We start from the raw sequence: 21,081 nt of genomic DNA, 5'->3' as shown, positions 1-21,081 counted from the left end.
TATCAGCGCATCAGGCAGCTTTGACGTAGTCGGAGCTGTCGAAGGGCATGCCGTAGTAGTAGCCCTGCATGTACGTAATGCCTGCGTCCGTCAGATACTTCGCGGAACGCTCATCACCGACCCATTCGGCGACCGTTTCCATGCCGAACGTTTTCGCGAGTTCGATCATGGTCTTTACGAAGATCTGATCGCTCGTGTCGTTGGCGACGTTTTTCACGAACGCGCCGTCGATTTTCACCATGTCGACGTTGAGAAGCTTCAAATTTTTAAACGACGTGTAGCCCGCGCCAAAGTCGTCGATGGCGACGCGGCAGCCGAGCTCTTTCAGGGTGTTGACGAAATTGACGGACTGATCGAGCTCGTGAAGCGCGACGGTTTCCGTGATCTCGACGATCATGCGGCTGAGCACGCCGGGATCGCCCGCCGTCACACGGCGCAGCGTCGTCAGCCATTCTTTGTCCGAGCACGTGAGGCCTGAGACATTGACGGATAAAATCAACTCCCGGTGCTGCTTCAGCAGGTCGACCGTCAGCTCGAGGGTTCTGCGATCGATGAGGCGAGCAAGGCCAAGCTGCTCGGCGATCGGCACGAATTCGCCGGCGGCAACGAGGCTTCCGTCGTGACGCACCATTCGCAGCAAAGCTTCGTACACCTCGGCCTTGCCGGTCTTTGTCGAGACCATCGGCTGCAGCACGAGCCGCATGCGATTTTCATCGAGGGCGTTAACGACGCTTTCCGCGATCGTTTTGTTGCGCAGGCGTGCGCTTTCTCCGGAAGGTGACGGTTCGTAGAGAACGAAGCAATCGAAGCGCTTCGATTTGGCGATGTCCAATGTCCGTAAGGCGAAGTTCACCGCGTCTTGCACGGAGTTCGCCTGATCGGGAATGATGACGCCGCCGAGTGAGACGGTTGCGGACAACTGAGCGGCAGACGTCTTGATCGTCGTATCTCGCACGGCGTTGATGAAGCGCTCGGCTGCAGTCGCTACAGCACCAGCACCGCAGTTCATCAAGACGATACCGAATTTATTGGCCGAATAGCGTCCGATGACGTCGCCGCCACGCAGCTTGGCGCGAATTCGCCGGCCGACTTCAGCGATCACCTCGTCGCCGACCTCGAGGCCGAACGTTTCGTTGATGACACCCAAGTTGTTCACGGAGATCATGAGGAAGGCGCAGGATCGTTGCTCCCGTTCGGTACGGGAGAGCACGGCGCCGAGGGCCTCCGTCAGGCGCATGCGATTGAGCTGGCCCGTCAGCTCGTCGAGATCGTTCCGCACAAGCCGCCGCTGCTGCTCGAGATAGTTATCATCAACGATGCGGACGACACCGCGCGCCCGCTGGGGATGTCCGTCGGCGCCCGGCCACCATCGACCCTGGTCTTCGAGGCGGACTTCCTTGCCGCTCCGCAGGCCGCCGGGCTGCAGACGATATTGAATGCGATAGGGGACGCCTCGCTCGCGGTCGGCACCGACGCTGCGCGAGAAGACTTCGAGGCGGACGTTCAGGTGCTCGGGCGCGATCAGCGCATGATAGGCGGCGCCCGTGGAGATCTTGCTCAGATCGCCGACGTCGAGGATTTCGGTAGCATTGCTTTCCCAGTCGAGGCGACCTGTTCGGAGGTCCCAGACGTAGGCGGTTTCTTCAATGGACGACAGAATGCCGACGAGGTCGAGGCCTTCGGTCTCGGTCAGAGGATCATGCTTTTCGGTATCTGGAGAATTCGGCTTCTCCTCAGGCACCGCGGCCTGAGGCCGATCGTCAGCGTCACCTGCAGAAACCACGTTTCACCCTCGGGCTGTCATCGCAGCACCCATCGAATGGCGGGAATGCAGATGCTTGAATTCGAGGGAAAACGAATTCGGCTGGCTTAACAAGCGCCAAAATCGCGCATCGTAGGTAGGTTTAACGGACTCCGGCAGCCAAGCTCCCGAAGTCCCATTTTTGAACGGTGAAAACTTATTGATCGGCGCCGATGTTCAGATCGCGGCGCGCGACACGGATGCCGATCGTGTAGCCACCGATAACGTCGATGAGCGTGGCGATGAGAATCAGGAAGAAGACCGACGTCGCGGCCTGCGGAACCATCAAGAACTCGGCTCCGACTGCGGTGAAGACAACCATCGAAAGGGCGTGATCGATCAGCGTCGAGGTCGTCGTGAATGTCGACTTCACAATCTCGATGAAGAGCAGGATCAGGGTGACGAGCAAAATGAAGTCGCCCCATGTAAATGCCCAGTCGCCGCCGCTCAGGAGATGGACTGTGAAAATATCGTTTTTCAGAGCCTCCGGCCCCATCGTCAGGACGATCGCATTGTAGAGAAGGAATGCGAGAACCAAGAGCGGAATGGCTCTAACGGACATGAAGCTCTCCTGACATTTCGATTATCCCCCGGGCGTCGCCTGAGGGCGAGCACGCGCTTTTTGGCACGGCAGCCCTGTTTTGCCAAGCAACGGTGGCCGGCAAAAGGCAATAGGCGCCGCTGCGAACACAACGGCGCCTTGAATTTTCGATGGATCGGCGAAGATGCCTATTCTTCGAGCGCGGGCGGCAGAATCTGGCGGCCGCGGTATTTGCCCGACTTCAGGTCGATGTGGTGGGGACGACGGCGCTCGCCGCTGTCCTTGTCCTCGACGTAGGCCGGTGCCGTGAGAGCGTCATGAGAACGACGCTGGCCCCGCTTCATGGGGGACGTCTTTTTGCGCGGAACTGCCATCAGTCTTGCTCCAAATGTAACAACCGTGCCGCCAAAGCGGACGGGCCGCCGAACGAGCGGCGGGAAAGCCTAACCCTATATCGCTGGATAAACCGGCGGCTCCGTTTCCAGGCGCTCGGTCCCTTGGGCGGCGCTTATACGCAAGTTATGCGGGAAATGCCAGTCCCCTGGCGAAACCTTTAAATGCGCCTTTTCGACAGGACGCAGGCGAGCTGGCTGGACGGCGCCAGCCGCATACGGACCTGGATGGCGTTGGCGAGGCGCTGGAGGCCTGGACCCGGCTTTCCGGCGTTGCGCACCAAGGGGTTAGGCAAGGCGACCGCGAGGCGTGCGGCGTCTCGCTCGGAGAGATTTCTGGCCGATTTGCGGAAATGGTATTCAGATGCCGCACCCACTCCGAATATGCCTGGGCCCCACTCTGCGATGTTGAGGTAAACTTCCATGACGCGATGCTTCGGCCAGACGAGTTCCATGACGTAGGTCAGCGGCAGCTCGATCGCTTTGCGCAAGTAGCTCTTCGATGGCCAGAGGAACATGTTCTTGACGACCTGCATCGAGATGGTGCTGGCGCCGCGCGCGGCGGAGCCGCCGCCCGCTCTCTCCACAGCATCCTCCAATGCCTCGAAGTCGATGCCGGAATGCTGACAGAAGCGACCGTCCTCGCTCAGCAATACGGCGCGGACGATATTCGGCGACATATCTTCTATCGGCACCCACTTTTGCGAAATGGATTGGCCGGTGAGCCATTGCTGCAGCATCAGAGCCGAAGCCGGTGGATTGATGAAGCGGTAGGTGACGATCAGCAGCAGCACGACCACGAGCCATCCCAAAGCGATCAGCGCCACGAGCTTGACGCCTCGCTTGATGAGCGAGCCGCGTTCGGCCGAGATCCGCGGTGCCGGTGGTTGCTTCTCGACTTGCACGAGGTCTGGTCGCATCGAACGATCGACGGTCAGGCCGTCGAAAGCGGGTGGCGGGGGCGGCGCCCATAACTGCGGTTCCAGCATGCGCTGCGGGATCGTTTGGCCGAGAAATTCTTTTGCGGGCTCTGAGCTGTCTGGAAGCGCGACGACTGAGGAGTCGACGACCGGCTGATGGACCTCGGATTTTTCGAGAATCTCGGCGCTTCCATTTTCCGCTGCCGAGAATGAGCGTGACGAAACTTCAGCGTCTATTGCGGAAAAAATATCTTCGGGCGGGGCCGTCACTTCATCAGAGACGGTTGGCGGCAGTATCGCAGGCTCCGACGGTTCAGATGCGAATGATACCGGTTCGAGTTGCGGCTCCGGGCGATCCATCATCAACGATTCGGATGGGGGCGTGGGCTCGATGACTTCTCGCGGAGATGTCTCGAAGAAAGCGCGAGCAGGCAGCGGTTTCGGAGGTAGCGGTAACGGCGCCTGCCAGCGATCTGGCGACGGATCTCGTGACAGATCTCGTGATAGATCAGGCAGCAACGTTTCTAGCGTCGCGTGGTATTCGCTCGTCTCGGGGACGGTGGATGCGCTCAGCGCGTTGGCAAGAGCAAGCGAACGGGCGAGTGCCGCGCCGACTTCAGCGGCCGCAATGGGACGCGGCGGCAACAGCACGTCCTGGTCGCCCGATGGCGCCAGGGGCGCGGCAGTTGAGCCCGATGTTCCGTCCCGCCGATCCATGCTTTGATTCAATCGCTGATAGTGTGATACCGCGTCGGCATAGCGTCAAACCATGGCCTTGGTTAAGCGGCTGAACGATCCCTGGGGAGAGCATAAGGCAGTGTCACCGTTTCTTGTCCAGCTTGGCAACTCAGCAACAATCGTAGAAGCCTTTTTAGCCTCCGTTCTTGCCGAGCAGGAGGCCGCGGGCACGCCTCCGAGGCTGGCTGAGGCTCTTCGCCACGCCGTTCTAGGTGGCGGCAAGCGTTTTCGGCCGTTTCTCGTTTTCCACAGCGCAGCGCTATTCGGCGTCGATAATCAGGCCGCCCTTCCCGCCGCCGCCGCTCTCGAGTGCATCCACTGCTATTCGCTGGTGCATGACGACCTTCCTGCGATGGATAACGACGAACTCCGCCGCGGCCGCCCGACGGTGTGGAAGGCGTACGACGATTGGACGGCCATTCTGGTCGGAGACGCTCTTCAGGCTCTCGCGTTCGAACTGATCAGCGGCTCAAAAGGCCGGGGCGATCCGAAGGCGCGGGCGGAACTCGTTTACGTTCTCGCTGTCGCGTCCGGCGCAAATGGAATGGTCGGCGGACAGGTTCTCGATCTCGAAGCCGGAAAACTCGGCGCGCGACCCGATCCGACCATCACGGACATCATGCGGTTGCAGGCGCTCAAGACTGGGAAGCTGATCACGGCGGCCTGCGAAATGGGGGCGATCGTCGGCGGCGCCAGCTTCGAGCAGCGCGCGGCGCTTAAAACTTACGGCGAGCATCTCGGCGCTGCGTTCCAGATCAGCGACGATCTGCTCGATGCAGAAGGATCAAGCGCGGATGTCGGCAAAGCGACAGGCAAAGACGCTGCCGCGGGCAAAGCGACGTTGATCGGCATGCTTGGAATTGCGGAGGCGCGTCGCTATCTCGACCGTTCCATCGCGTCCGGCATCGACGCCCTTGCGATATTCGGAGACAAAGCAGAGCCCCTCGTTGAAGCTGCGCGACTGATGGGCCGTCGCGAAAGCTAAAGCGGGAGGCTCTGCTCCAGTTCAGGATCAGAACTTGTAGTTGAGACCGAGACGTACGGTCTGGAAGTCGTTGTTTACGCCCAGCGCATCCTCGCCCAAGCCGACGTAGAGATACTCGGCTTTGGCGCTCCAGTTCTGAGTGAAGGCCCATTCGAGACCGCCACCGACGGCGTAGCCGGTCTGCGTACCGGAACTCTTCCACTTATCGCCGTCGTTGAAGCGAACGCGAGTATCGACGTCTGCAAACGCGACGCCGCCCGTGCCGTAAATGAGCCAGGGTCCGGTCGCGATACCGACGCGGCCGCGTACGGTCGAGAACCAGTTGATGTCAGAGCGCACCTTATCGTCAAAGGCCGTGGTTTTAGTGCCGCCGATATCGCCGCCCTGGAAATCGCCTTCGATACCAAACACCAAGCGTCCGCGCTGCCAGTTGTAGCCGACCTGAGCGCCGCCGTAGCCGCCCTCAGGCTTGGTGAAATTCGAATTCGACCAGCCGTAGCCGCCGTTGATGCCGACATAGGCACCTTGCCAGATCGAAGGCGCCTCATAGCGCGCTTCCGGCGGTGGCGTATAAGGCTGGTAGGGACCGAGATCTGCAGCCCAGGCGCCGCCGCTGCTTGCGGTGAGCAGGAACACAGCTCCGCCGAACGCGGATTTGACTGGAAACGATTTCATTTTAAACCCCGTATGACTTCGGCCGTCCGGCCATTCTTGAGCTGGTTAACGTCCTAACGGGATATAGGTTTCCAATTTGGCAACCGGGGTGCGGAAACCGGGAAACTGCTATGCATGATTAATTTGATCTAAATTGAGTATTTCGAGAGTCTTTATGCGCGTGCCGTAAGCCGACGCTTGCCGGATTTGAGCCTTTGTTTGCGCGCCAGTCGCCGATCCCGCAATTTCAGCAGCGGCAAGATCCAATGGGCGAGCCGAATCTCGCGACGCGATTTTTCCGGATCGACAAGATGCGTCGTCGGCAATCGCTGCGTGAAGGAACTCTCCATGAGGGTTCCGAGGGGAAGCGTGAGTTCGTCCTGCAGCGTGATCATGCGCGCGTAGAGATCGGCCAGTGGCGTGATGAGCCGGCCGAAGCCGTTCCGGGCTTGAGCCCAGCCGACGATATAAAGCCCCCGAATGCCGGCCGGGAATGCGCCGCCGTAAACCTGCACCACGCCGTCCTTCACCTTCACGAGGCCATCGCGGAGGAACGGAAACGATGTATTGAAGCCTGTTGCGGCGACGATCAGATCGTACTCGCCCCTCGTGCCATCGACGTATGTCACCGTGTTCCCATCCACATGATCGATCGCAGGCCGCGGATTGACACGTCCCAGGCGGATCGCGTTGAGAAGGTCGGTTCCGAATGCCGGGTGGCGATCAAAGATCTTATGGTTCGGCTTTTGAAGACCGTAGCGCCGGTAATCGCCAATGCTGACGGCAACGATCGATTTCAGAATTGCACGCTGAAGAAATATCGGCAGTCCCCAAATCGGAATATCCGTCAACGGGCGACCTAAAAAGGTTTTCGGTAAATACCAATAACCGGTTTGCAAGCTGATATCGCAGGCGCGGCCGAAACGTCCTGCGTCACACGCCATGTCGACGCCGGAATTGCCGCCGCCAATGACAAGCACGCGTTTGTCCTGGAGCTGCTCGGGGCCGACGTAATCTTTGGAGTGCAGCATTTCGCCGGCGAAGTGGCCGCGGAATTTGGGATAGCGCTTGTCCCAATGATGACCATTGCAGACGACGACGCCTTTGTATTTGCGTTCCTCGCCATCGGCGAATTTGACGTTCCAGTTGCCGCCACTGTCGGGCGTCGCGAACGTCACGCTCTTATTGAACTCGCTCGACGCGAGGAGCCCGCGATCTGCGGCGAAGGCCGTCAAATAGGCCAGCATCTGATCGGCTGACGGGAAATCGGGATAATCCGCGGGCATCGGATAATCGGTGTATTCCGTCGCCTTCCTGGAAGAGACGATGTGCGCGTGCCGGTAAACGCCGTGAAGCCAGTTACCACCGACACCGGAAGCGGAATCGACGAGGTCGAAAGGAATACCGTGACGCTTCAATGCTGACGCCATCGCGAGACCGACAGGTCCTGCGCCGATCACAAGGTGGCGCTCGAGCGTGCTTATTCCTTCGCTCATTCTACAAATATTCCTTCGTCGAGGCTGCTGCGCACGTCCTTAGCAAACTGCGTTCGAAGCGTGGGGGTCCATTCGAAGAGGTGGTAACTTGTCGAAGAGGTGTAACCGGGCCTCGATACATCATTCAGGGGGCGCAAGGCGAGCGCAGGAACGTCGCAAAGCACGGCGCCAGGTTCTACCCTTCGCTATTATACGAGAAGAACTGAGTTTTCTTGGTTACTGGCGGGCGGCGGCTACTCGGCCGCCGCGCCACCGGCGACTTCTGCGACGCCGAAGCGGCGCTGGATGTAATCTTCGACGATCGCTTTGAAATCGCCCGCGATATTCGGTCCGCGGAGCGTCATAGCCTTTTTGCCGTCGATGAAGACCGGTGCGGCGGGCGACTCGCCGGTGCCCGGAAGCGAGATACCGACATCCGCGTGCTTGCTTTCGCCCGGACCGTTCACGATGCATCCCATCACCGCGAAATTGAGCGTCTCGACGCCGGGATACTGCGTTTTCCAATCCGGCATACGATCACGGATCATATTCTGGATGTCGCGGGCGAGTTCCTGGAAAACGGTCGACGTCGTGCGGCCGCAACCGGGGCAAGCCGCGACGACGGGCACGAAGGATCGCAATCCCATCGTCTGCAGGAGTTCCTGCGCGGCGCGAACTTCTTGTGTGCGATCGCCACCGGGCTCCGGCGTCAGCGAATAGCGGATCGTGTCACCGATGCCCTGCTGCAGGAGAATGCCAAGCGCCGCTGACGAAGCAACGATGCCTTTCGATCCCATGCCCGCTTCGGTGAGCCCGAGGTGGAGCGCGTACCGGCTGCGATCGGCAAGCATCGCATAGACAGCCAGGAGATCCTGAACCGACGACACCTTGCCCGATACGATGATCTTGTCTCGTCCGAGTCCCATCTCCTCCGCGCGTTCGGCGGAGAGGAGAGCGGATTGCACCATCGCCTCGTGCATGACGCTGCGGGCTGATTTGGGCGCCGCAGAACCGGCGTTCTCGTCCATGAGATGCGTCAGCAGCTCGCCGTCGAGCGAACCCCAGTTGACGCCGATGCGGACGGGCTTGCCGTGCTTCAGCGCCGTCTCGATGATAGCGCCGAACTGACGGTCTTTCTTGTCTTTGAAGCCGACGTTGCCGGGATTGATACGGTACTTGTCGAGCGCTTCGGCACAGGCGGGATTATCACCCAAGAGCTTGTGGCCGATGTAATGGAAATCGCCGATGAGCGGCACGTCGACGCCGCGTTTGCGCAACTGGTCGCGAATGTGGGGAACGGCCTTGGCGGCCTCATCACGATCGACCGTGATGCGGACAAGTTCGGACCCGGCCCGCGCCAGGTCGGCCACCTGCTTCACCGTCGACGCGATATCGGCGGTATCGGTGTTGGTCATCGATTGAACGACGACCGGCGCACCGCCGCCGACCTGAACACCGCCGACACTGACCGCAACGGTCTCGTGCCGGGCTTTCATCGTGATGCTGCCGCCGTGCGACATCGTGGAGGCCTTTCCGGAACCCTGTGGAGCGAAGTTCTAGCGCCGTCTGAGGCTTCCCGCCAGAAGCGATATGGACGCTATTGTGCACAGCGCTATGACGATGCTGGGACCACCCGGTGCATCGCTCGAAAGTGACAGCCAAAGGCCGAGGATAACGCCCAAAATCGCCATCGCCCCAGCGAGCACAGCCATTCGCTCGGGCGTTTCGGATAGTGGCCGCGCGGCAACGGCCGGGACCACAAGAAAAGCCATGACGAGCAAAATGCCGACGATCTTCATCGCGACCGCGATCACCACCGCCAGAAGGAGGTCGAACGCCGCGCGCGGCAGCCGGGGGTTGATGCCTTCAGCCGTTGCCAGGTCTTCGTGCAAGGAAAGCCGCACGAGAGGTTGCCAAAGATAGAGGGTGATAGCGACGACGACGGCGCCGCCGCCGTAGATCCAGTAGAGATCGGTCGCCGTCACCGCGAAAACGTCACCAAAAAGGTAGCTCATCAGGTCGATGGCCGGGCCTTTCACCAACGCGATTGCCGCGATGCCGAGCGCCAGTGTCGCGTGGTGCATCAGGCCCAGCGCGGAATCGAGCGGCACCATTTGCTGGCGCGAGAGGAGCGTCAGGACGCCCGCCGCGGCGATGGCCGCGAGAATGACCGAAAACGTCAGATCGAGGTTGGCCGCGAGGCCCAGCGCGACCCCCAAGAGGCCCGCTTGCGAGAGTGTTTCGCCGACGTAGGACATACGCCTCCAGACGACGATGCAGCCGAGGGGCGCGGCGATGATTGCTAGTCCCACGGCTGCGAATAATGCGCGCCAGACGAACGGCTCGGGCCAATCAAACACTCAGGAGCCTCGCCCTGGAGGTGACGCGCCCGCGAGGGGCTTGGGTTCGCCCGTCAGATCGTGCCGATGGTCGTGGTGATGGCGGTAGACGCCGAGGACGGAGGCTGCCTGCGGTCCGAAGATCCGGGCGTAGGCTGCGTGCTGCGACACGTCCTCGGGCTTGCCTGAGCAGCAGACATGGCCATTGAGGCAAATCACGCGATCGCTGCGCGCCATGACGACGTGAAGATCATGCGACACGAGAAGAACACCGAGGTTATGTTTGTCGCGCAGGCGGTCGATCAGATCGTAGAGGTCGGCCTCACCGGTGAAGTCGACGCCGCTCGCGGGCTCATCGAGAATAAGAAGGTTCGGCTTACGGAGCAGCGCGCGCGCAATCAAGACCCGCTGGGTTTCACCACCCGACAATTTCGACAACTGCTGATTGATCGTCTTCGCCGCGCCGGTTTCCTCCAGCGCCGCCTTGATGGCCTTCTGCGTTGTATGCTCACCAAGTGACAGGAACGACTCGACCGTCATCGGGATCGCCGAGTTGACTTCAAAGCGCTGCGGAACGTAGCCGATGCGCGTCGATGCCGGTTTTACGATGCGGCCGCGTTCGGGGTGCTCGATGCCGAGCAGAATTCGGACGAGCGTCGTCTTCCCGGCGCCGTTGGGCCCGATCAGCGTGACGATCTCGCCGCGTCTGACGTCGAGGTTGATGTCGGACAGCACTTCGCGGCTGCCGCGCCACATCGTGACGCCGCGGGCGGAAATCAGCGCGCCGGGATCGGGCTCCGCAGCCAGCTGCTCATCGGTTTGGGGATGGCCATGGTTGTGACCGCAGCTGCAAGGCGCGGCCACGGCGTCAGTCGCGCTGCTGCCGTTCGGCGAACCCGTTCCTGGTGCATCACGGGATGACAAATACGTTCTCCATGCCCGAAGGCTCGACGACAATTCGGGCCGCGGTCTTGCTGATATTGCCTATGCGTTGCGACGCGCCGCGCACTCCTGGCACGTGCCGGAGACTTCGACAAAGCGCACGCGAGGCTCGAAATTGGCGCCTTCGGCCGCGGTATCGATGGCGTGGAAGATGTCGTCACCATCGACTTCCTGCACAATCCCGCATTTCTCGCAGCTGAGAAACATCGGACGACGACCGGTTCTCGGCTGATGCAGGCGCCGGCAGGCGAAATAGGCATTCTTGCTTTCGAGCCGATGGACGACGCCGGCTTCGAGAAGCGCATCCAAGGCCCTATAGACCGAAATCGGCGCTAGCCTCGTACCTTTTTTGGCCAGGCGATCGAGGACTTCGTAAGCGCCTACGCTTGCGAGCGTCGAGGCAATTTCCTCGAAAACTTTACGGCGCAGGTCCGTGAACCTGATGTTCTTTTCCGCGAAGATGGCGGTTGCCTGCTCAAGCGACGTTTTTACTCGCTCGCGGGCGCGTTGGTCTTCGGCTGCCGTTGTCACCATAACAGTCCTCTAAACCCGGCCAGACAAGCGCTTTAGAAACCCTCAGGCCACGGGACAATATAACATGTCGGGGTTGCCCGCCATTCGGTTCAAGGCGGCGGCGCGATTTTTGTGCGGCGCGGCTAGGCGCTTGACCTCGTTTGGATTATCGATCCAACTCCCGAATTCTAAAGAGAAGTTCATGCGATGAGCACATTTCGTCTTAATGTTGCCGCCAATCGGCCAGCTGAGCCGCGCAATTATTAAGGTAAGCGGCGGGCGATTCGCCACAAACGGAAGGCCGGAATCGAGCTCACGATGGATATCAAGCTTCTGATCGACAGGCTGGCGGAGCACGCCCAGCCGATTGGCATCGCAGTATTCTTGACGTGCAGCCTCGTTCTTCTGCTTCGAACGCGGGTCGCGAAGCGCCTCCGGGCCGTGATCGAAGAGACCGTTTTCACTAATTGGCGGCTCGCACTGCTCGGTACGACCGGCATCGTCTTGTCGGCTGCTGCGGGCTGGCGGACCTGGGAAGGAATGTACAATTTCACCGGCGAGCCCCTGCTCTCCGGCATGGTGACGTTCGGCATTCAAGGCATCATGCTGATCGTCGCGTGGCTGATCGGCGAAAGCTTTGCAACCGGAATGAATTCTCGGGCGCAGCCGGGCCAATCCTCGCTCGTCAGCTCGACTGTGCAGCCGTGGATCGGCTCATTCATCGGGCTTCTCCTGTTCGTCACGGCGTTCGTTCTATTCCTGCAATGGTCGGGGCAGAGCGGCACGAAGCATTCGGGTGTCGAAGACATCAACTGGTCCGCCGCCAGCGACAAGTTCCTGATGTTCGCTGCGGGACTGCTCCTTTTCGCGCTTTTCGCGCTCTATGCAGCCAGTGATCTGGTGCGGCCCTACGTGCAGGTCGTCCGCGTCATCATCCGGAATTCGATGCTCTGGTTGATGTTCCTGGCCTGCATGGCGACGAGCGTCTTCTTCTCGTTCGACAGTTTCTTCACCTCTATCTTCCCGCAGTCGGAGCGTGTGCGCGCCGCCGAACTTCGCGCGCAGAACCAGGTTGCCGGAATCGTCACCGACATCGAGACCGCCATCGCCGCCCGTCGCGCGGCCCTGGCGGAAGAGCTTTTCACGACCGATGCGTGGAAGGGCTATGAGCACCAGCTCGAAAACGTCACGAAAGCCGCCGCCCAGTCACAGGGCGTGATCGAACGCTTCGTCAACGACCAGATCGAAGAGCACCGGCGCTCGGTGAAAGAGCAGCAGGAGCGTATATCGTCGGCGCAGGCAGGTCAGGCGGGACTGGCCAATCGCAAGACGTCGCTGACGGATGAAAAGTCGAATCTTGCCGGGCAGCGGCCGGAACTTGCTGCCGATTACGCGGCCAAGAAGGCCGAGTACGACGCCAAGCTTCGTGATGTCGACGCCAAGCGCGTCGAGGCACTCGCCGAGGACAAGGGCGTCGAAGGAAGCGGCAAGGCGGGGCGCGGGCCGCTGTATCGGCAGCGTATGGGTGAGCTGACGCAAGTTCAGGCCGCCGCTCAGATTGCGCAAGAGCGGATGAAGGACGCGCAGAAGCGTCTGTCCGGCGTCGAGACCCGGCTTTCGGCCGTCGATCGCGAACTCGCTACGCTCGACGGCGATCTTGCGAAGTACAAAGGGGAAGCGGAGACCGCCGAGCAGCGCATCCAGCTTGCAGAAGGCAGCGCGCAGACCGATGCGGGCCCGAAGAGCGATCCCGCGCGAATTCTGCCCCTCTTCGATCAAACGAAGTCGGAGTTTCGTGCCGACCCCACGGTCGAACATCTCGGCCAAGTCCAGCGGATGTGCGGCGAGATCACCGGCGCCATGCAGGCGACGCCTGAGACCCGGGCGCTCGTTTCGACAGTCGATTGCGATCCGAAGTCGACGGCTGACGCGGCGGCGACGCTGTTCGCGCTGCAGGCGGGCACAAAGGTATTCGAGAATTCCTGCGCCGGCGGCGACAAACTCAATGCCAACAAATCGACCGACGATCTCTTCGCCTTCGCGCGCGGTTGTCTCGCCGATAGCGCGCTTCCAAGCTCCGACACGGATGCGCTGCGGACGAAGATCAACCACATCGAGCTTTCACGCGATGACAAGGCACACCGCTTCGTCGTGACGCTCAATGCGTTCCAGGATGGAAACCGGCTCGCGTATCTGGCGCTCGCCATTGCGATCGGCCTCGACGGGTTGATCTTCATGTCGGGCCTGTTCGGCGCCAACGCCGTGCGCTCACCGCTGTCGGATATTCCGAGCTTCAGAGCGCGGTCTGGCGCTCAGCTTGAGGCGACGATCAATGCCGCGCTCGGAGCGCATCCCTATGAGACAGCGTGGCTGACGCTGACGTCGCTCAAACCCATCACCAACCAGGACGGGTTTTCGGCGCTTGCCGATTTGAGCAACATGGAGCGATCGCAAGCCGATCGCGTCCGCATGGTGCTGACGGCTGGCGCGGATATCGGCGCCGTCGAAAGCGTCAGTCAAAATCCGGAGCGCTACCGCGTTCGGAGTGAACTGCGCGAATATCTCTCGTCGGTCTGCGATAAGCAGTTCAAAGCCGATTCCGGCGCCAAGGACCGGGCCAAACTCGAGCAGCTTGTGTCGGCTGCGCTTGCGCCACATCCGCGTGAGCATTCCGAGATCGTGCTCAACACGCTCGAGCCGATCCGCGAAACCGAAGGGTTCACGTCGCGCGTGACGCTGAAAGAGATCGACAACGATTACGACAGGCGCGTCGTGCGACGTGTGATCAATGCCGGCGCCGCTACGAAAGTCGTGGCGCCAGACCGTGACACCGATGATCTCTATTACATTCGGCCCGCGCTCTACGAAACGCTTCTGATGATCCGTGCGACGGCGCCCGAGAGCCCGGGATACGGCTACGAAGGCATACGCTTCGAGGGCGTGCAGGAACGTCCCGCGTTGGAAGGTGGCGTGCTTCGCAGCGCACAGCCGGAATTGCCTTTGCATACGGGAAGCGTTCCGAAAATCGAACGCCGACGGGAGCAGCAGCAGGCGCTTCCCGGCATCCCGCCGCTTTCACAGGAAGAGCGTCAACGGCTCGTCGCTTACTACCGCGAAGAGTTGCTCGAAGCAGTGAATTTGCAGTCCGACATCGTCGATACGCGCTTGAGCCTTCCGGAGTCGCGCGATGCGATCCTGGAAGCATGGAAAGCGCTCAACGCGCACAGCAAGAAGAATGAGAACCTCGATTTCTTGCTGCGCGAATTTCAGAATGGACAGGAACGCCTTCTTGATGACGTTGTTTCTCGTCTCCGCGAAGAAGCGGGTGGCGACGAGCGGAAACTATCACTGCTTGAGGGTGCCGACGGACTCGTGCGCAACGAGCTAACGCTTTATTTGTTGTTCCCGGAAACCGGCCTCATCAGCACGCTGATCGACGATCTCGAAGCTGCCGCGCAGCCGGATGAGGGCCTTGCCCACGGCGAGCAGGACCTGAAGGATCAGCTCAAATACGTTCAAGAGGCCCTGGGCCGGCTGGACCTCGACAATCCGCGCTCATGGGACGAGATTCGCCAGAAGCTCGCCCTCCGGACCGGAACGGATTTCCGGAGCCTGATGAAGAGGCCGTTGGGTCAGCCTCCTCCGGAAGAAGACGGCGAGGCTTGAGGTCAGAGCTTGAATTCAACGACCTTCTGACGCTGCGTGCCGAGGCCCTCGATCTTGAGTTCCATGACGTCGCCTGCCTTCAGGAATTCCTTCGGGTTGCGCGCGGTGCCGACACCCGGGGGCGTGCCCGTCGTGATGATGTCGCCGGGGTCCAGAACCATGAATTGCGTCACGTAGGCGAGAAGCTCGGGGATTTTGAAGATCATCGTCGACGTCGAGCCGTTCTGCTTGCGCACGCCGTTGACGTCCAAAGACATGGCTAGGTTATCGGGATCGGGCACTTCGTCCGGAGTGACGAGCCAGGGACCGATCGGCCCGAACGTCTCCGCCGACTTGCCCTTCACCCACTGACCGGCACGCTTGCTTTGGAAGACACGTTCCGACACGTCATTGCAGATGCAGTAGCCGGCGATGTAGTTCGCCCAGTCCTTTGCCTCCACATATCGCGCGCGCGCGCCGATGACGAAAGCGATCTCGCATTCCCAGTCGAGATGTCTGGAATTTCTCGGATACATCACGTCGTCGTTGGGGCCGCAGATCGCGGTCGAAGCCTTGTTGAAGAGAATGGGCTCGGCCGGGATTTCCTGGCCCGTCTCCTTGGCGTGGTCGGCGTAGTTGAGGCCGATCGCGATGAAGTTATGCGTGCCCGCCACCGGGGGGCCGAGACGTGCGCCCTCTGGTGCTTTCGGAAGCGACGCCAGATCGAGACCGCGCAGCCGCGCGAGCGCTGCCGGCGCCAGGTGCTCGCCCGAGAAATCCGGAATTATCCCTGAAAGATCGCGGACTGCACCCTCGTTGTCGAGGATGCCGGGTTTCTCGGCGCCGGGGGCGCCAAAGCGTACGAGTTTCATCTACAGGTATCTCCAGAGGTCGCCATCAAGCGGATCGGCGAGCTTCTAAGCAGAAAACGCCAGGGCTGCCAATCGCAGGCCCCATGATGGCCGGGGTCGGCCCGGTGGCGGCATCCCTCACAAAGATGAAATGCTGCCGGAACTTGCGCGCTCACCGCTGGTTACAATCGCGCTGTGATGTGTTCTCGCAAACGCCGGCGAGCAGCACAGAAGTGAAGTCCCCGCCATATCAGGTCTGAGGATCGATCGATGCGAAAGAGGTTTGCGACAGGTCTTTGTCTTCTGGCCATCGCAGTCTCGGCGGGCATCGGACCGGGACGCGCAACTGCGGACACGGCACCAGGCCCCGCGCCGGCTCCGAAGGCGGATGCCGCTTCGCCCGCGAAAGCCGAAGAAAAATTTCCGCCGGTCGAGCCGTCGTCCCTCGGGACGCCTGCGATCGTGGTCGACGACAGCACGGTCGAAACCCTACTTGGAAAGGATGTGAAAAGCACGACCGGGGAAAAGCTCGGGCAAGTCACCGATATTATCGTCGGACATTCGGGCGACGTGCGCGCCGCGGTGATCGATTTCGGGGGCTTCCTAGGGGTCGGCTCGCGCAAGATCGCCGTTGCCTGGCAGACATTGCACTTTTCCTCAGGAGGCATCACCCTCGAGATGGGACGCGATGAGTTGCGCGTGACGCCGGAATATCATCCGGGCGAACCGATCGTCATTGTCGGGTCTGCCGGCGCACCCCCGCCGCTAACCAGGACTTCGCCTCCACCGCCATCTCCGGCGTCAACCAAATGACGGCGGCGCATTCGTCCGCCGCAGCCGCTCTTTTCTGTGCCGCGGATTGAGCCATGCGCGGCTTCAAAGCGCCGTTGGTGCAAGCGCCCTCCAAAAGAAGCCAAATCGGCGTCGACTGGTTTGCATTCTTCCTGGCCGACGCTCAGGTTGGTTTTGGCCCATTCCTTACCGTTTATCTGACGACCGAAAAATGGACGAACGCCGACATAGGGCTCGTACTGACGGTCGGTAGCGTCATTGCGCTGCTCGGCCAGCTGCCCGGGGGCGCGCTGGTCGACGCGGTAGGACGCGAACGAACGCTTGCTGCGGCTTGCACCCTTCTTGTCGGCGCCACGGCACTCTCTATTGCGATCTGGCCAACGTTCGACGCTGTCTTTCTAGCGCAAGTGGTCCACTCGATTGCGAGCGTGGTGATCGGGCCTGCGCTTGCCGCGATCAGCCTTGGGCTTGTAGGTCATAATCTCATCGGAGAACGCCTGGGGCGAAATGCCCGCTTTTCTTCGCTCGGCAGCATGGTCGCGGCCGCGAGCATGGGGGCCATCGGCTATTACTTATCGAGCCAAGCTGTGTTCTTCGTTTCAGCGGCGATGACTGTTCCGGCCGTGATGGCGCTCTACCTTATCATCCCCGCGGACTTTCACCGCGAAGAGCTGGAGCCGAAACCGGAACCCGAATATCACTTCGTCCAAGCCGCGAAGACTCTTTTGAACATACGGCCGCTGCTCATCCTGGCGGGATCCGTCGCTCTCTTCCATCTTTCCAATGCCGCCGTGCTGCCGCTCGCCGCGAACCTGATCACGTTGCGCTCGACCCAGTCAGCGACCGTTCTCGTTGCGCTTTGCATTATCGTTCCTCAATTCATCGTTGCCCTGATTTCCCCGTGGTTCGGCCGATACGGCGATCGCCACGGCCGTCGCCCGCTTCTGTTGTTGGGATTTGCTGCGCTGCCGGTTCGCGCGGCCTTGATGTCGTTCAGCTCCGATCCGACGACTATGGTCAGCATCCAATTGCTCGACGGCATATCGGCGACGGCGCTTGGCGTGCTCGTTTCGGGCGCCGTCGCCGACGTGACGCGCGATACTGGCAACTTCAATCTCGCACTTGCATTCGTCGGCGTTGCGATGGGCGTCGGCGCGTCGATCAGTACGACTCTCGCGGGCGAGATCGCGCTCCACTTCGGTACGTCGGCGGCGTTCTTGACGCTCGCAATGATCGGATTGTTCGCGTTTCTCCTGATAACGCTGGCGTTGCCCGAGACGAGGATCGTCGACGAGCCCGTCGCCGAGCCTGCTTAGGTTGTTTCCGCGGCCTTCGCGCCTTGTGGCGGTGCGTGCGGCTCGGCATGCTCGGTTTTGCCCGGCGCAGGCGCTGCGGACTTTTTACGCGGGGTGCGCGTCACCCAGTCGGACAGGCGATCCATGTAGAGGAAGATAACCGGCGTCGTGAACAGCGTCAAAGCCTGGCTAATGGCCAGGCCGCCGACCATCGCATAGCCGAGAGGCTGACGAATTTCGGCGCCTGTCCCCGTTCCCAGCATGAGAGGAACACCGCCGAGGAGCGCTGCGAGCGTCGTCATCATGATCGGCCGGAAGCGCAACAGCGATGCCTTGCGGATCGCTTCAAGTGCCGAGAGATGCTCGTTTCGTTCGGCATGAATGGCGAAGTCGACGAGCATGATGCCGTTCTTCTTCACGATGCCGATCAGCAGAATGATGCCGATCATCGCCACCAGGTTGAAATCGTATCCAAAGATCATCAGTGTCGCGAGCGCGCCCGCACCGGCCGACGGCAACGTGGAGAGAATCGTGATCGGGTGAATGTAGCTTTCGTAGAGGATGCCGAGGATCAGATAGACGACGAACAGTGCGGCCGCGATCAGCAGCGGAATTGTCGTCAGCGATTGCTGGAAAGCTTGAGCGTTGCCTTGGAAGGTCGTCTGCATCGACGCGGGAAGGCGAAGCTCGCGTTCGGCCGCCTTGATCGCGTTCGTCGCGGTACCGAGAGACACGTCCGGCGCTAGGTTGAAGCTGATCGTAACCGCGGGGAATTGCCCCTGGTGGGAGATGGATAGCGGCGCGGTTGGGCGCGTTGTCCAACTCGCGAAGGTCGCGAGCGGAACGAGACCGGCGGTCGTCGGCGAGCGAATATAGAGATTGTCGAGGCTTCCCAAATCGCCCTGGATGGATGGCAGCACCTCCATGACCACGTGGTAGCTGTTCTGCTGCGTGTAATACTGAGCGATTTGGCGCTGACCGAATGCATCGTAGAGCGTCGCATCGATTGCATCGGGGGTTAGTCCGTAGCGCGAGGCTTCGTCGCGGTTGATTTCGATCGTGAGCGTCGTTCCCGCGAGCTGCTGGTCTGTCGCAACGTCGCGGAGCTCGGGCAAGGTTTTCAGCTTATCGAGAATCTTCGGGGCCCAGGTGTTCAACTCATTCTCGTTCGCGTCCTGCAGCGTATACTGGAACTGCGTTCGCGAAGAGCGGCCGCCGACAGTCACGTCCTGGGCTGCCTGCATGAAGAGGCGCGTCCCTTCGACTTTTGCGAGCTTCGGCTGAAGCCGGCGAATGACATCAAATGCCGAAGCATCGCGCTGGTCCTTTGGCTTCAAGGTTATGTAGACGCGGCCACTGTTGAGAGCGGAGGTGGGACCTCCAGCTCCGATGGCCATGGCGACGGTTGCGACAGCGGGATCGCTTGCGACCACGTCGCCAATCTTCTCCTGGCGGCTAAGCATCGCCTGGAAGGAAATATCCTGAGCCGCTTCGGAAATGCCGGTGATGAGGCCCGTATCCTGCTGAGGGAAGAAGCCCTTTGGGATCTCGATAAAGAGGTAGGCAGTGAGCGCTACCGTCGCGAAAAACGACATCAGCGTGAAGAACTGATGGCGGAGCACAAAGTCGAGACCGCGGGTATAGGCATTGAGCAGCGCAGCGAAGCCGCGTTCGCTCAAATTGTAAAGCCGGCCGTGCCTGACGTCTTTCTCGCTCTTTAAAAACCGCGACGCCATCATCGGCGTCAGCGTCAGCGAGACGAAGGCGGAAACCGCTATCGTCATCGTAACGGTGACGGCAAACTCGCGAAAGATGCGGCCGATGATGCCGCTCATGAGCAACAGCGGGATGAAGACTGCGACGAGCGAGACGCTGATCGATATGACGGTGAAGCCGATTTCCTCGGCACCTTTCATCGCCGCGTCATACGGCGTGTCGCCGTGCTCGACGTAGCGGACGATGTTTTCCAAGACGACGATGGCGTCATCGACGACGAAACCGACTGAGATCGTCAAGGCCATGAGCGAAAGATTGTCGAGGCTGTAGCCCATGACATACATCAGAGCGCAGGCGCCGAACAACGCGAGCGGAACGGTGACACTCGGAATGATGGTCGCCCACAAACTTCGCAAAAACACGAAGATAACCGCGACGACGAGCGCGACCGAAAGGAGAAGCGTGTATTCCACATCGGCAACGGACGCGCGGATCGTTTGCGTCCTATCGCTCAAAATGTCGATTTGAATCGCCTTCGGCATCGATGCTTGGAGCCGCGGCAATTCGGCTTTGATGCGGTCCACGGTTTCGATGACGTTCGCACCGGGTTGCTTGAATACGATGAGAAACACGCCACGCTTGCCGTTCGTCCACGCCGCCTTTTTCGCATCCTCGGGGCCGCGGATTGCCTTACCGACATCGCGAACGCGGATCGGACTGCCGTTGCGGTAGGCGAGGATCACGTCGTCCCATGATTTCGCGTCCGTCAGCTGGTCGTTGGTGTAGATCGTGTAGCCGCGATTGGTGCTGTCGAGCGAGCCCTTAGGGCTGTTGACCGTCGTGATCGACAGCGGGATGCGGACCTCTTCAAGCGTAAGGTTGCGCGCGTAGAGCTTGGCTGGATCCAATTGAATGCGGATCGCCGGCTTCTGCTCGCCGCCGATGACCACCTGTCCGACGCCGGTGATCTGGCTGATCTGCTGCGCGAGCTTGGTGTCGGCGTTGTCGTCGACCGTCGTCAGGGTCATTTCGTCGGACGACGCGGACAGGATCAAAATAGGGCTGTCTGCCGGATTGACCTTCCGATAGATCGGCGGCTGAGGCAGATTTTGCGGCAGCTGACCGCTTGCGGCGTTGATGGCCGCCTGGATGTCGTTAGCGGCGCCGTCGATATCGCGATTGAGATCGAACTGCACGACCACGGTTGTGACGCCGAGGCCGCTGGTCGACGTTGTCTGCGTCACTCCGGGTATCTGCGCAAACTGGCGCTCGAGCGGTTGCGCCACGTTCGACGCCATCGTTTCAGGGCTGGCGCCGGGAAGCGTGGCCGAAACCTGGATGGTCGGGAAGTCAATCTGCGGCAGCGGCGCGACTGGCAGGTTCAGGAACGAGACGACGCCGACGAACAGAATGCCCACCATGATGAGCGAGGTGCCGATCGGATAACGGATAAAGATGCCAGATACGCCGCCGGTCGCCATG

The 21,081-nt window shown here is 60.8% G+C and carries 16 protein-coding genes; 4 read left to right on the top strand and 12 right to left on the bottom strand.

The genetic code is table 11. The annotated features are described in order from the left end of the window. Positions 1 to 10 precede the first annotated feature (10 nt). The 4 genes from AC1DK3_RS01870 to mtgA form a co-directional block, all read right to left on the bottom strand. Positions 11 to 1,783: an EAL domain-containing protein gene (locus AC1DK3_RS01870; RefSeq protein ID WP_477190600.1), complete on the bottom strand. Its 1,773-nt coding sequence runs from the start codon at positions 1,781 to 1,783 to the stop codon at positions 11 to 13. 175 nt (positions 1,784 to 1,958) lie between these two features. Further along, the gene (locus AC1DK3_RS01865; RefSeq protein WP_339085780.1) at positions 1,959 to 2,363 is read right to left on the bottom strand and encodes a hypothetical protein; all 405 of its coding nucleotides are present in this window, start codon (positions 2,361 to 2,363) and stop codon (positions 1,959 to 1,961) included. A 167-nt stretch (positions 2,364 to 2,530) separates the two neighbouring features. After that, a complete protein-coding gene (gene rpmF, locus AC1DK3_RS01860) occupies positions 2,531 to 2,716 on the bottom strand; it encodes a 50S ribosomal protein L32 (RefSeq protein ID WP_092868335.1) in 186 nt (61 codons plus the stop codon). Positions 2,717 to 2,895: 179 nt separating this feature from the next. Beyond that, positions 2,896 to 4,371, bottom strand: coding sequence for a monofunctional biosynthetic peptidoglycan transglycosylase (gene mtgA, locus AC1DK3_RS01855; protein WP_477190599.1), 1,476 nt, complete (start codon positions 4,369 to 4,371; stop codon positions 2,896 to 2,898). 100 nt (positions 4,372 to 4,471) lie between these two features. On the opposite strand from mtgA, the gene AC1DK3_RS01850 reads away from it, so the two are divergent. Then, on the top strand, positions 4,472 to 5,377 hold the full coding sequence (locus tag AC1DK3_RS01850; RefSeq protein ID WP_477190598.1) for a polyprenyl synthetase family protein: 906 nt from the start codon (positions 4,472 to 4,474) through the stop codon (positions 5,375 to 5,377). A 27-nt stretch (positions 5,378 to 5,404) separates the two neighbouring features. Here AC1DK3_RS01850 and AC1DK3_RS01845 read toward each other — a convergent pair whose 3' ends face one another. The 6 genes from AC1DK3_RS01845 to AC1DK3_RS01820 all read right to left on the bottom strand — a co-directional run bounded on the left by AC1DK3_RS01845 (position 5,405) and on the right by AC1DK3_RS01820 (position 11,321). Next, entirely contained in the window at positions 5,405 to 6,052 is a 648-nt protein-coding gene (locus AC1DK3_RS01845; protein WP_477190597.1) for an outer membrane protein, read from the bottom strand. Positions 6,053 to 6,204: 152 nt separating this feature from the next. Further along, positions 6,205 to 7,527: a flavin-containing monooxygenase gene (locus tag AC1DK3_RS01840; protein WP_477190596.1), complete on the bottom strand. Its 1,323-nt coding sequence runs from the start codon at positions 7,525 to 7,527 to the stop codon at positions 6,205 to 6,207. Between the two features lie 233 nt (positions 7,528 to 7,760). Continuing rightward, positions 7,761 to 9,026, bottom strand: a complete 1,266-nt coding sequence (ispG, locus tag AC1DK3_RS01835) for a flavodoxin-dependent (E)-4-hydroxy-3-methylbut-2-enyl-diphosphate synthase (protein WP_477190595.1) — start codon at positions 9,024 to 9,026, stop codon at positions 7,761 to 7,763. Positions 9,027 to 9,062: 36 nt separating this feature from the next. Next, positions 9,063 to 9,866 carry a metal ABC transporter permease gene (locus AC1DK3_RS01830; RefSeq protein WP_477190594.1) on the bottom strand — a complete coding sequence of 268 codons (804 nt, stop codon included), beginning with the start codon at positions 9,864 to 9,866 and terminating at the stop codon, positions 9,063 to 9,065. Then, positions 9,867 to 10,769: a zinc ABC transporter ATP-binding protein ZnuC gene (znuC, locus tag AC1DK3_RS01825; protein ID WP_477190593.1), complete on the bottom strand. Its 903-nt coding sequence runs from the start codon at positions 10,767 to 10,769 to the stop codon at positions 9,867 to 9,869. It abuts the gene before it with no gap. Positions 10,770 to 10,829: 60 nt separating this feature from the next. Continuing rightward, positions 10,830 to 11,321, bottom strand: coding sequence for a Fur family transcriptional regulator (locus AC1DK3_RS01820; protein ID WP_477190592.1), 492 nt, complete (start codon positions 11,319 to 11,321; stop codon positions 10,830 to 10,832). 297 nt (positions 11,322 to 11,618) lie between these two features. On the opposite strand from AC1DK3_RS01820, the gene AC1DK3_RS01815 reads away from it, so the two are divergent. Beyond that, positions 11,619 to 14,966: a hypothetical protein gene (locus AC1DK3_RS01815; protein ID WP_477190591.1), complete on the top strand. Its 3,348-nt coding sequence runs from the start codon at positions 11,619 to 11,621 to the stop codon at positions 14,964 to 14,966. Between the two features lie 2 nt (positions 14,967 to 14,968). On the opposite strand, the gene AC1DK3_RS01810 is transcribed toward AC1DK3_RS01815, so the two are convergent. After that, positions 14,969 to 15,817 (bottom strand): fumarylacetoacetate hydrolase family protein, encoded by an 849-nt coding sequence (locus tag AC1DK3_RS01810; RefSeq protein ID WP_477190590.1) that lies wholly within the window; start codon positions 15,815 to 15,817, stop codon positions 14,969 to 14,971. A 249-nt stretch (positions 15,818 to 16,066) separates the two neighbouring features. On the opposite strand from AC1DK3_RS01810, the gene AC1DK3_RS01805 reads away from it, so the two are divergent. Next, positions 16,067 to 16,609, top strand: a complete 543-nt coding sequence (locus tag AC1DK3_RS01805; RefSeq protein ID WP_477190589.1) for a PRC-barrel domain-containing protein — start codon at positions 16,067 to 16,069, stop codon at positions 16,607 to 16,609. 53 nt (positions 16,610 to 16,662) lie between these two features. Further along, positions 16,663 to 17,904 (top strand): MFS transporter, encoded by a 1,242-nt coding sequence (locus AC1DK3_RS01800; RefSeq protein WP_477190588.1) that lies wholly within the window; start codon positions 16,663 to 16,665, stop codon positions 17,902 to 17,904. Here the strand turns inward: AC1DK3_RS01800 and AC1DK3_RS01795 are convergent. Next, positions 17,901 to 21,080, bottom strand: coding sequence for an efflux RND transporter permease subunit (locus tag AC1DK3_RS01795; RefSeq protein ID WP_477190587.1), 3,180 nt, complete (start codon positions 21,078 to 21,080; stop codon positions 17,901 to 17,903). The two genes, AC1DK3_RS01800 and AC1DK3_RS01795, sit on opposite strands and share 4 nt — an antisense overlap. Position 21,081: the final 1 nt, after the last annotated feature.

The organism is Hyphomicrobium sp. 01T421 (assembly GCF_056398805.1).
The sequence above is the reverse complement of the archived record's forward strand: the minus strand, read 5'-3'. Positions and strand labels throughout refer to the sequence as shown.

Excerpts from the sequence above, each read along its gene's own strand:
- AC1DK3_RS01820 (WP_477190592.1), bottom strand. The coding sequence starts at position 11,321 with ATGGTGACAACGGCAGCCGAAGACCAACGCGCCCGCGAGCGAGTAAAA.
- AC1DK3_RS01815 (WP_477190591.1), top strand. The coding sequence starts at position 11,619 with ATGGATATCAAGCTTCTGATCGACAGGCTGGCGGAGCACGCCCAGCCG.
- AC1DK3_RS01845 (WP_477190597.1), bottom strand. The coding sequence starts at position 6,052 with ATGAAATCGTTTCCAGTCAAATCCGCGTTCGGCGGAGCTGTGTTCCTG.
- ispG (WP_477190595.1), bottom strand. The coding sequence starts at position 9,026 with ATGTCGCACGGCGGCAGCATCACGATGAAAGCCCGGCACGAGACCGTT.
- AC1DK3_RS01795 (WP_477190587.1), bottom strand. The coding sequence starts at position 21,080 with ATGGCGACCGGCGGCGTATCTGGCATCTTTATCCGTTATCCGATCGGC.
- AC1DK3_RS01810 (WP_477190590.1), bottom strand. The coding sequence starts at position 15,817 with ATGAAACTCGTACGCTTTGGCGCCCCCGGCGCCGAGAAACCCGGCATC.
- AC1DK3_RS01865 (WP_339085780.1), bottom strand. The coding sequence starts at position 2,363 with ATGTCCGTTAGAGCCATTCCGCTCTTGGTTCTCGCATTCCTTCTCTAC.
- AC1DK3_RS01800 (WP_477190588.1), top strand. The coding sequence starts at position 16,663 with ATGCGCGGCTTCAAAGCGCCGTTGGTGCAAGCGCCCTCCAAAAGAAGC.
- AC1DK3_RS01805 (WP_477190589.1), top strand. The coding sequence starts at position 16,067 with ATGCGAAAGAGGTTTGCGACAGGTCTTTGTCTTCTGGCCATCGCAGTC.
- mtgA (WP_477190599.1), bottom strand. The coding sequence starts at position 4,371 with ATGGATCGGCGGGACGGAACATCGGGCTCAACTGCCGCGCCCCTGGCG.
- AC1DK3_RS01840 (WP_477190596.1), bottom strand. The coding sequence starts at position 7,527 with ATGAGCGAAGGAATAAGCACGCTCGAGCGCCACCTTGTGATCGGCGCA.
- rpmF (WP_092868335.1), bottom strand. The coding sequence starts at position 2,716 with ATGGCAGTTCCGCGCAAAAAGACGTCCCCCATGAAGCGGGGCCAGCGT.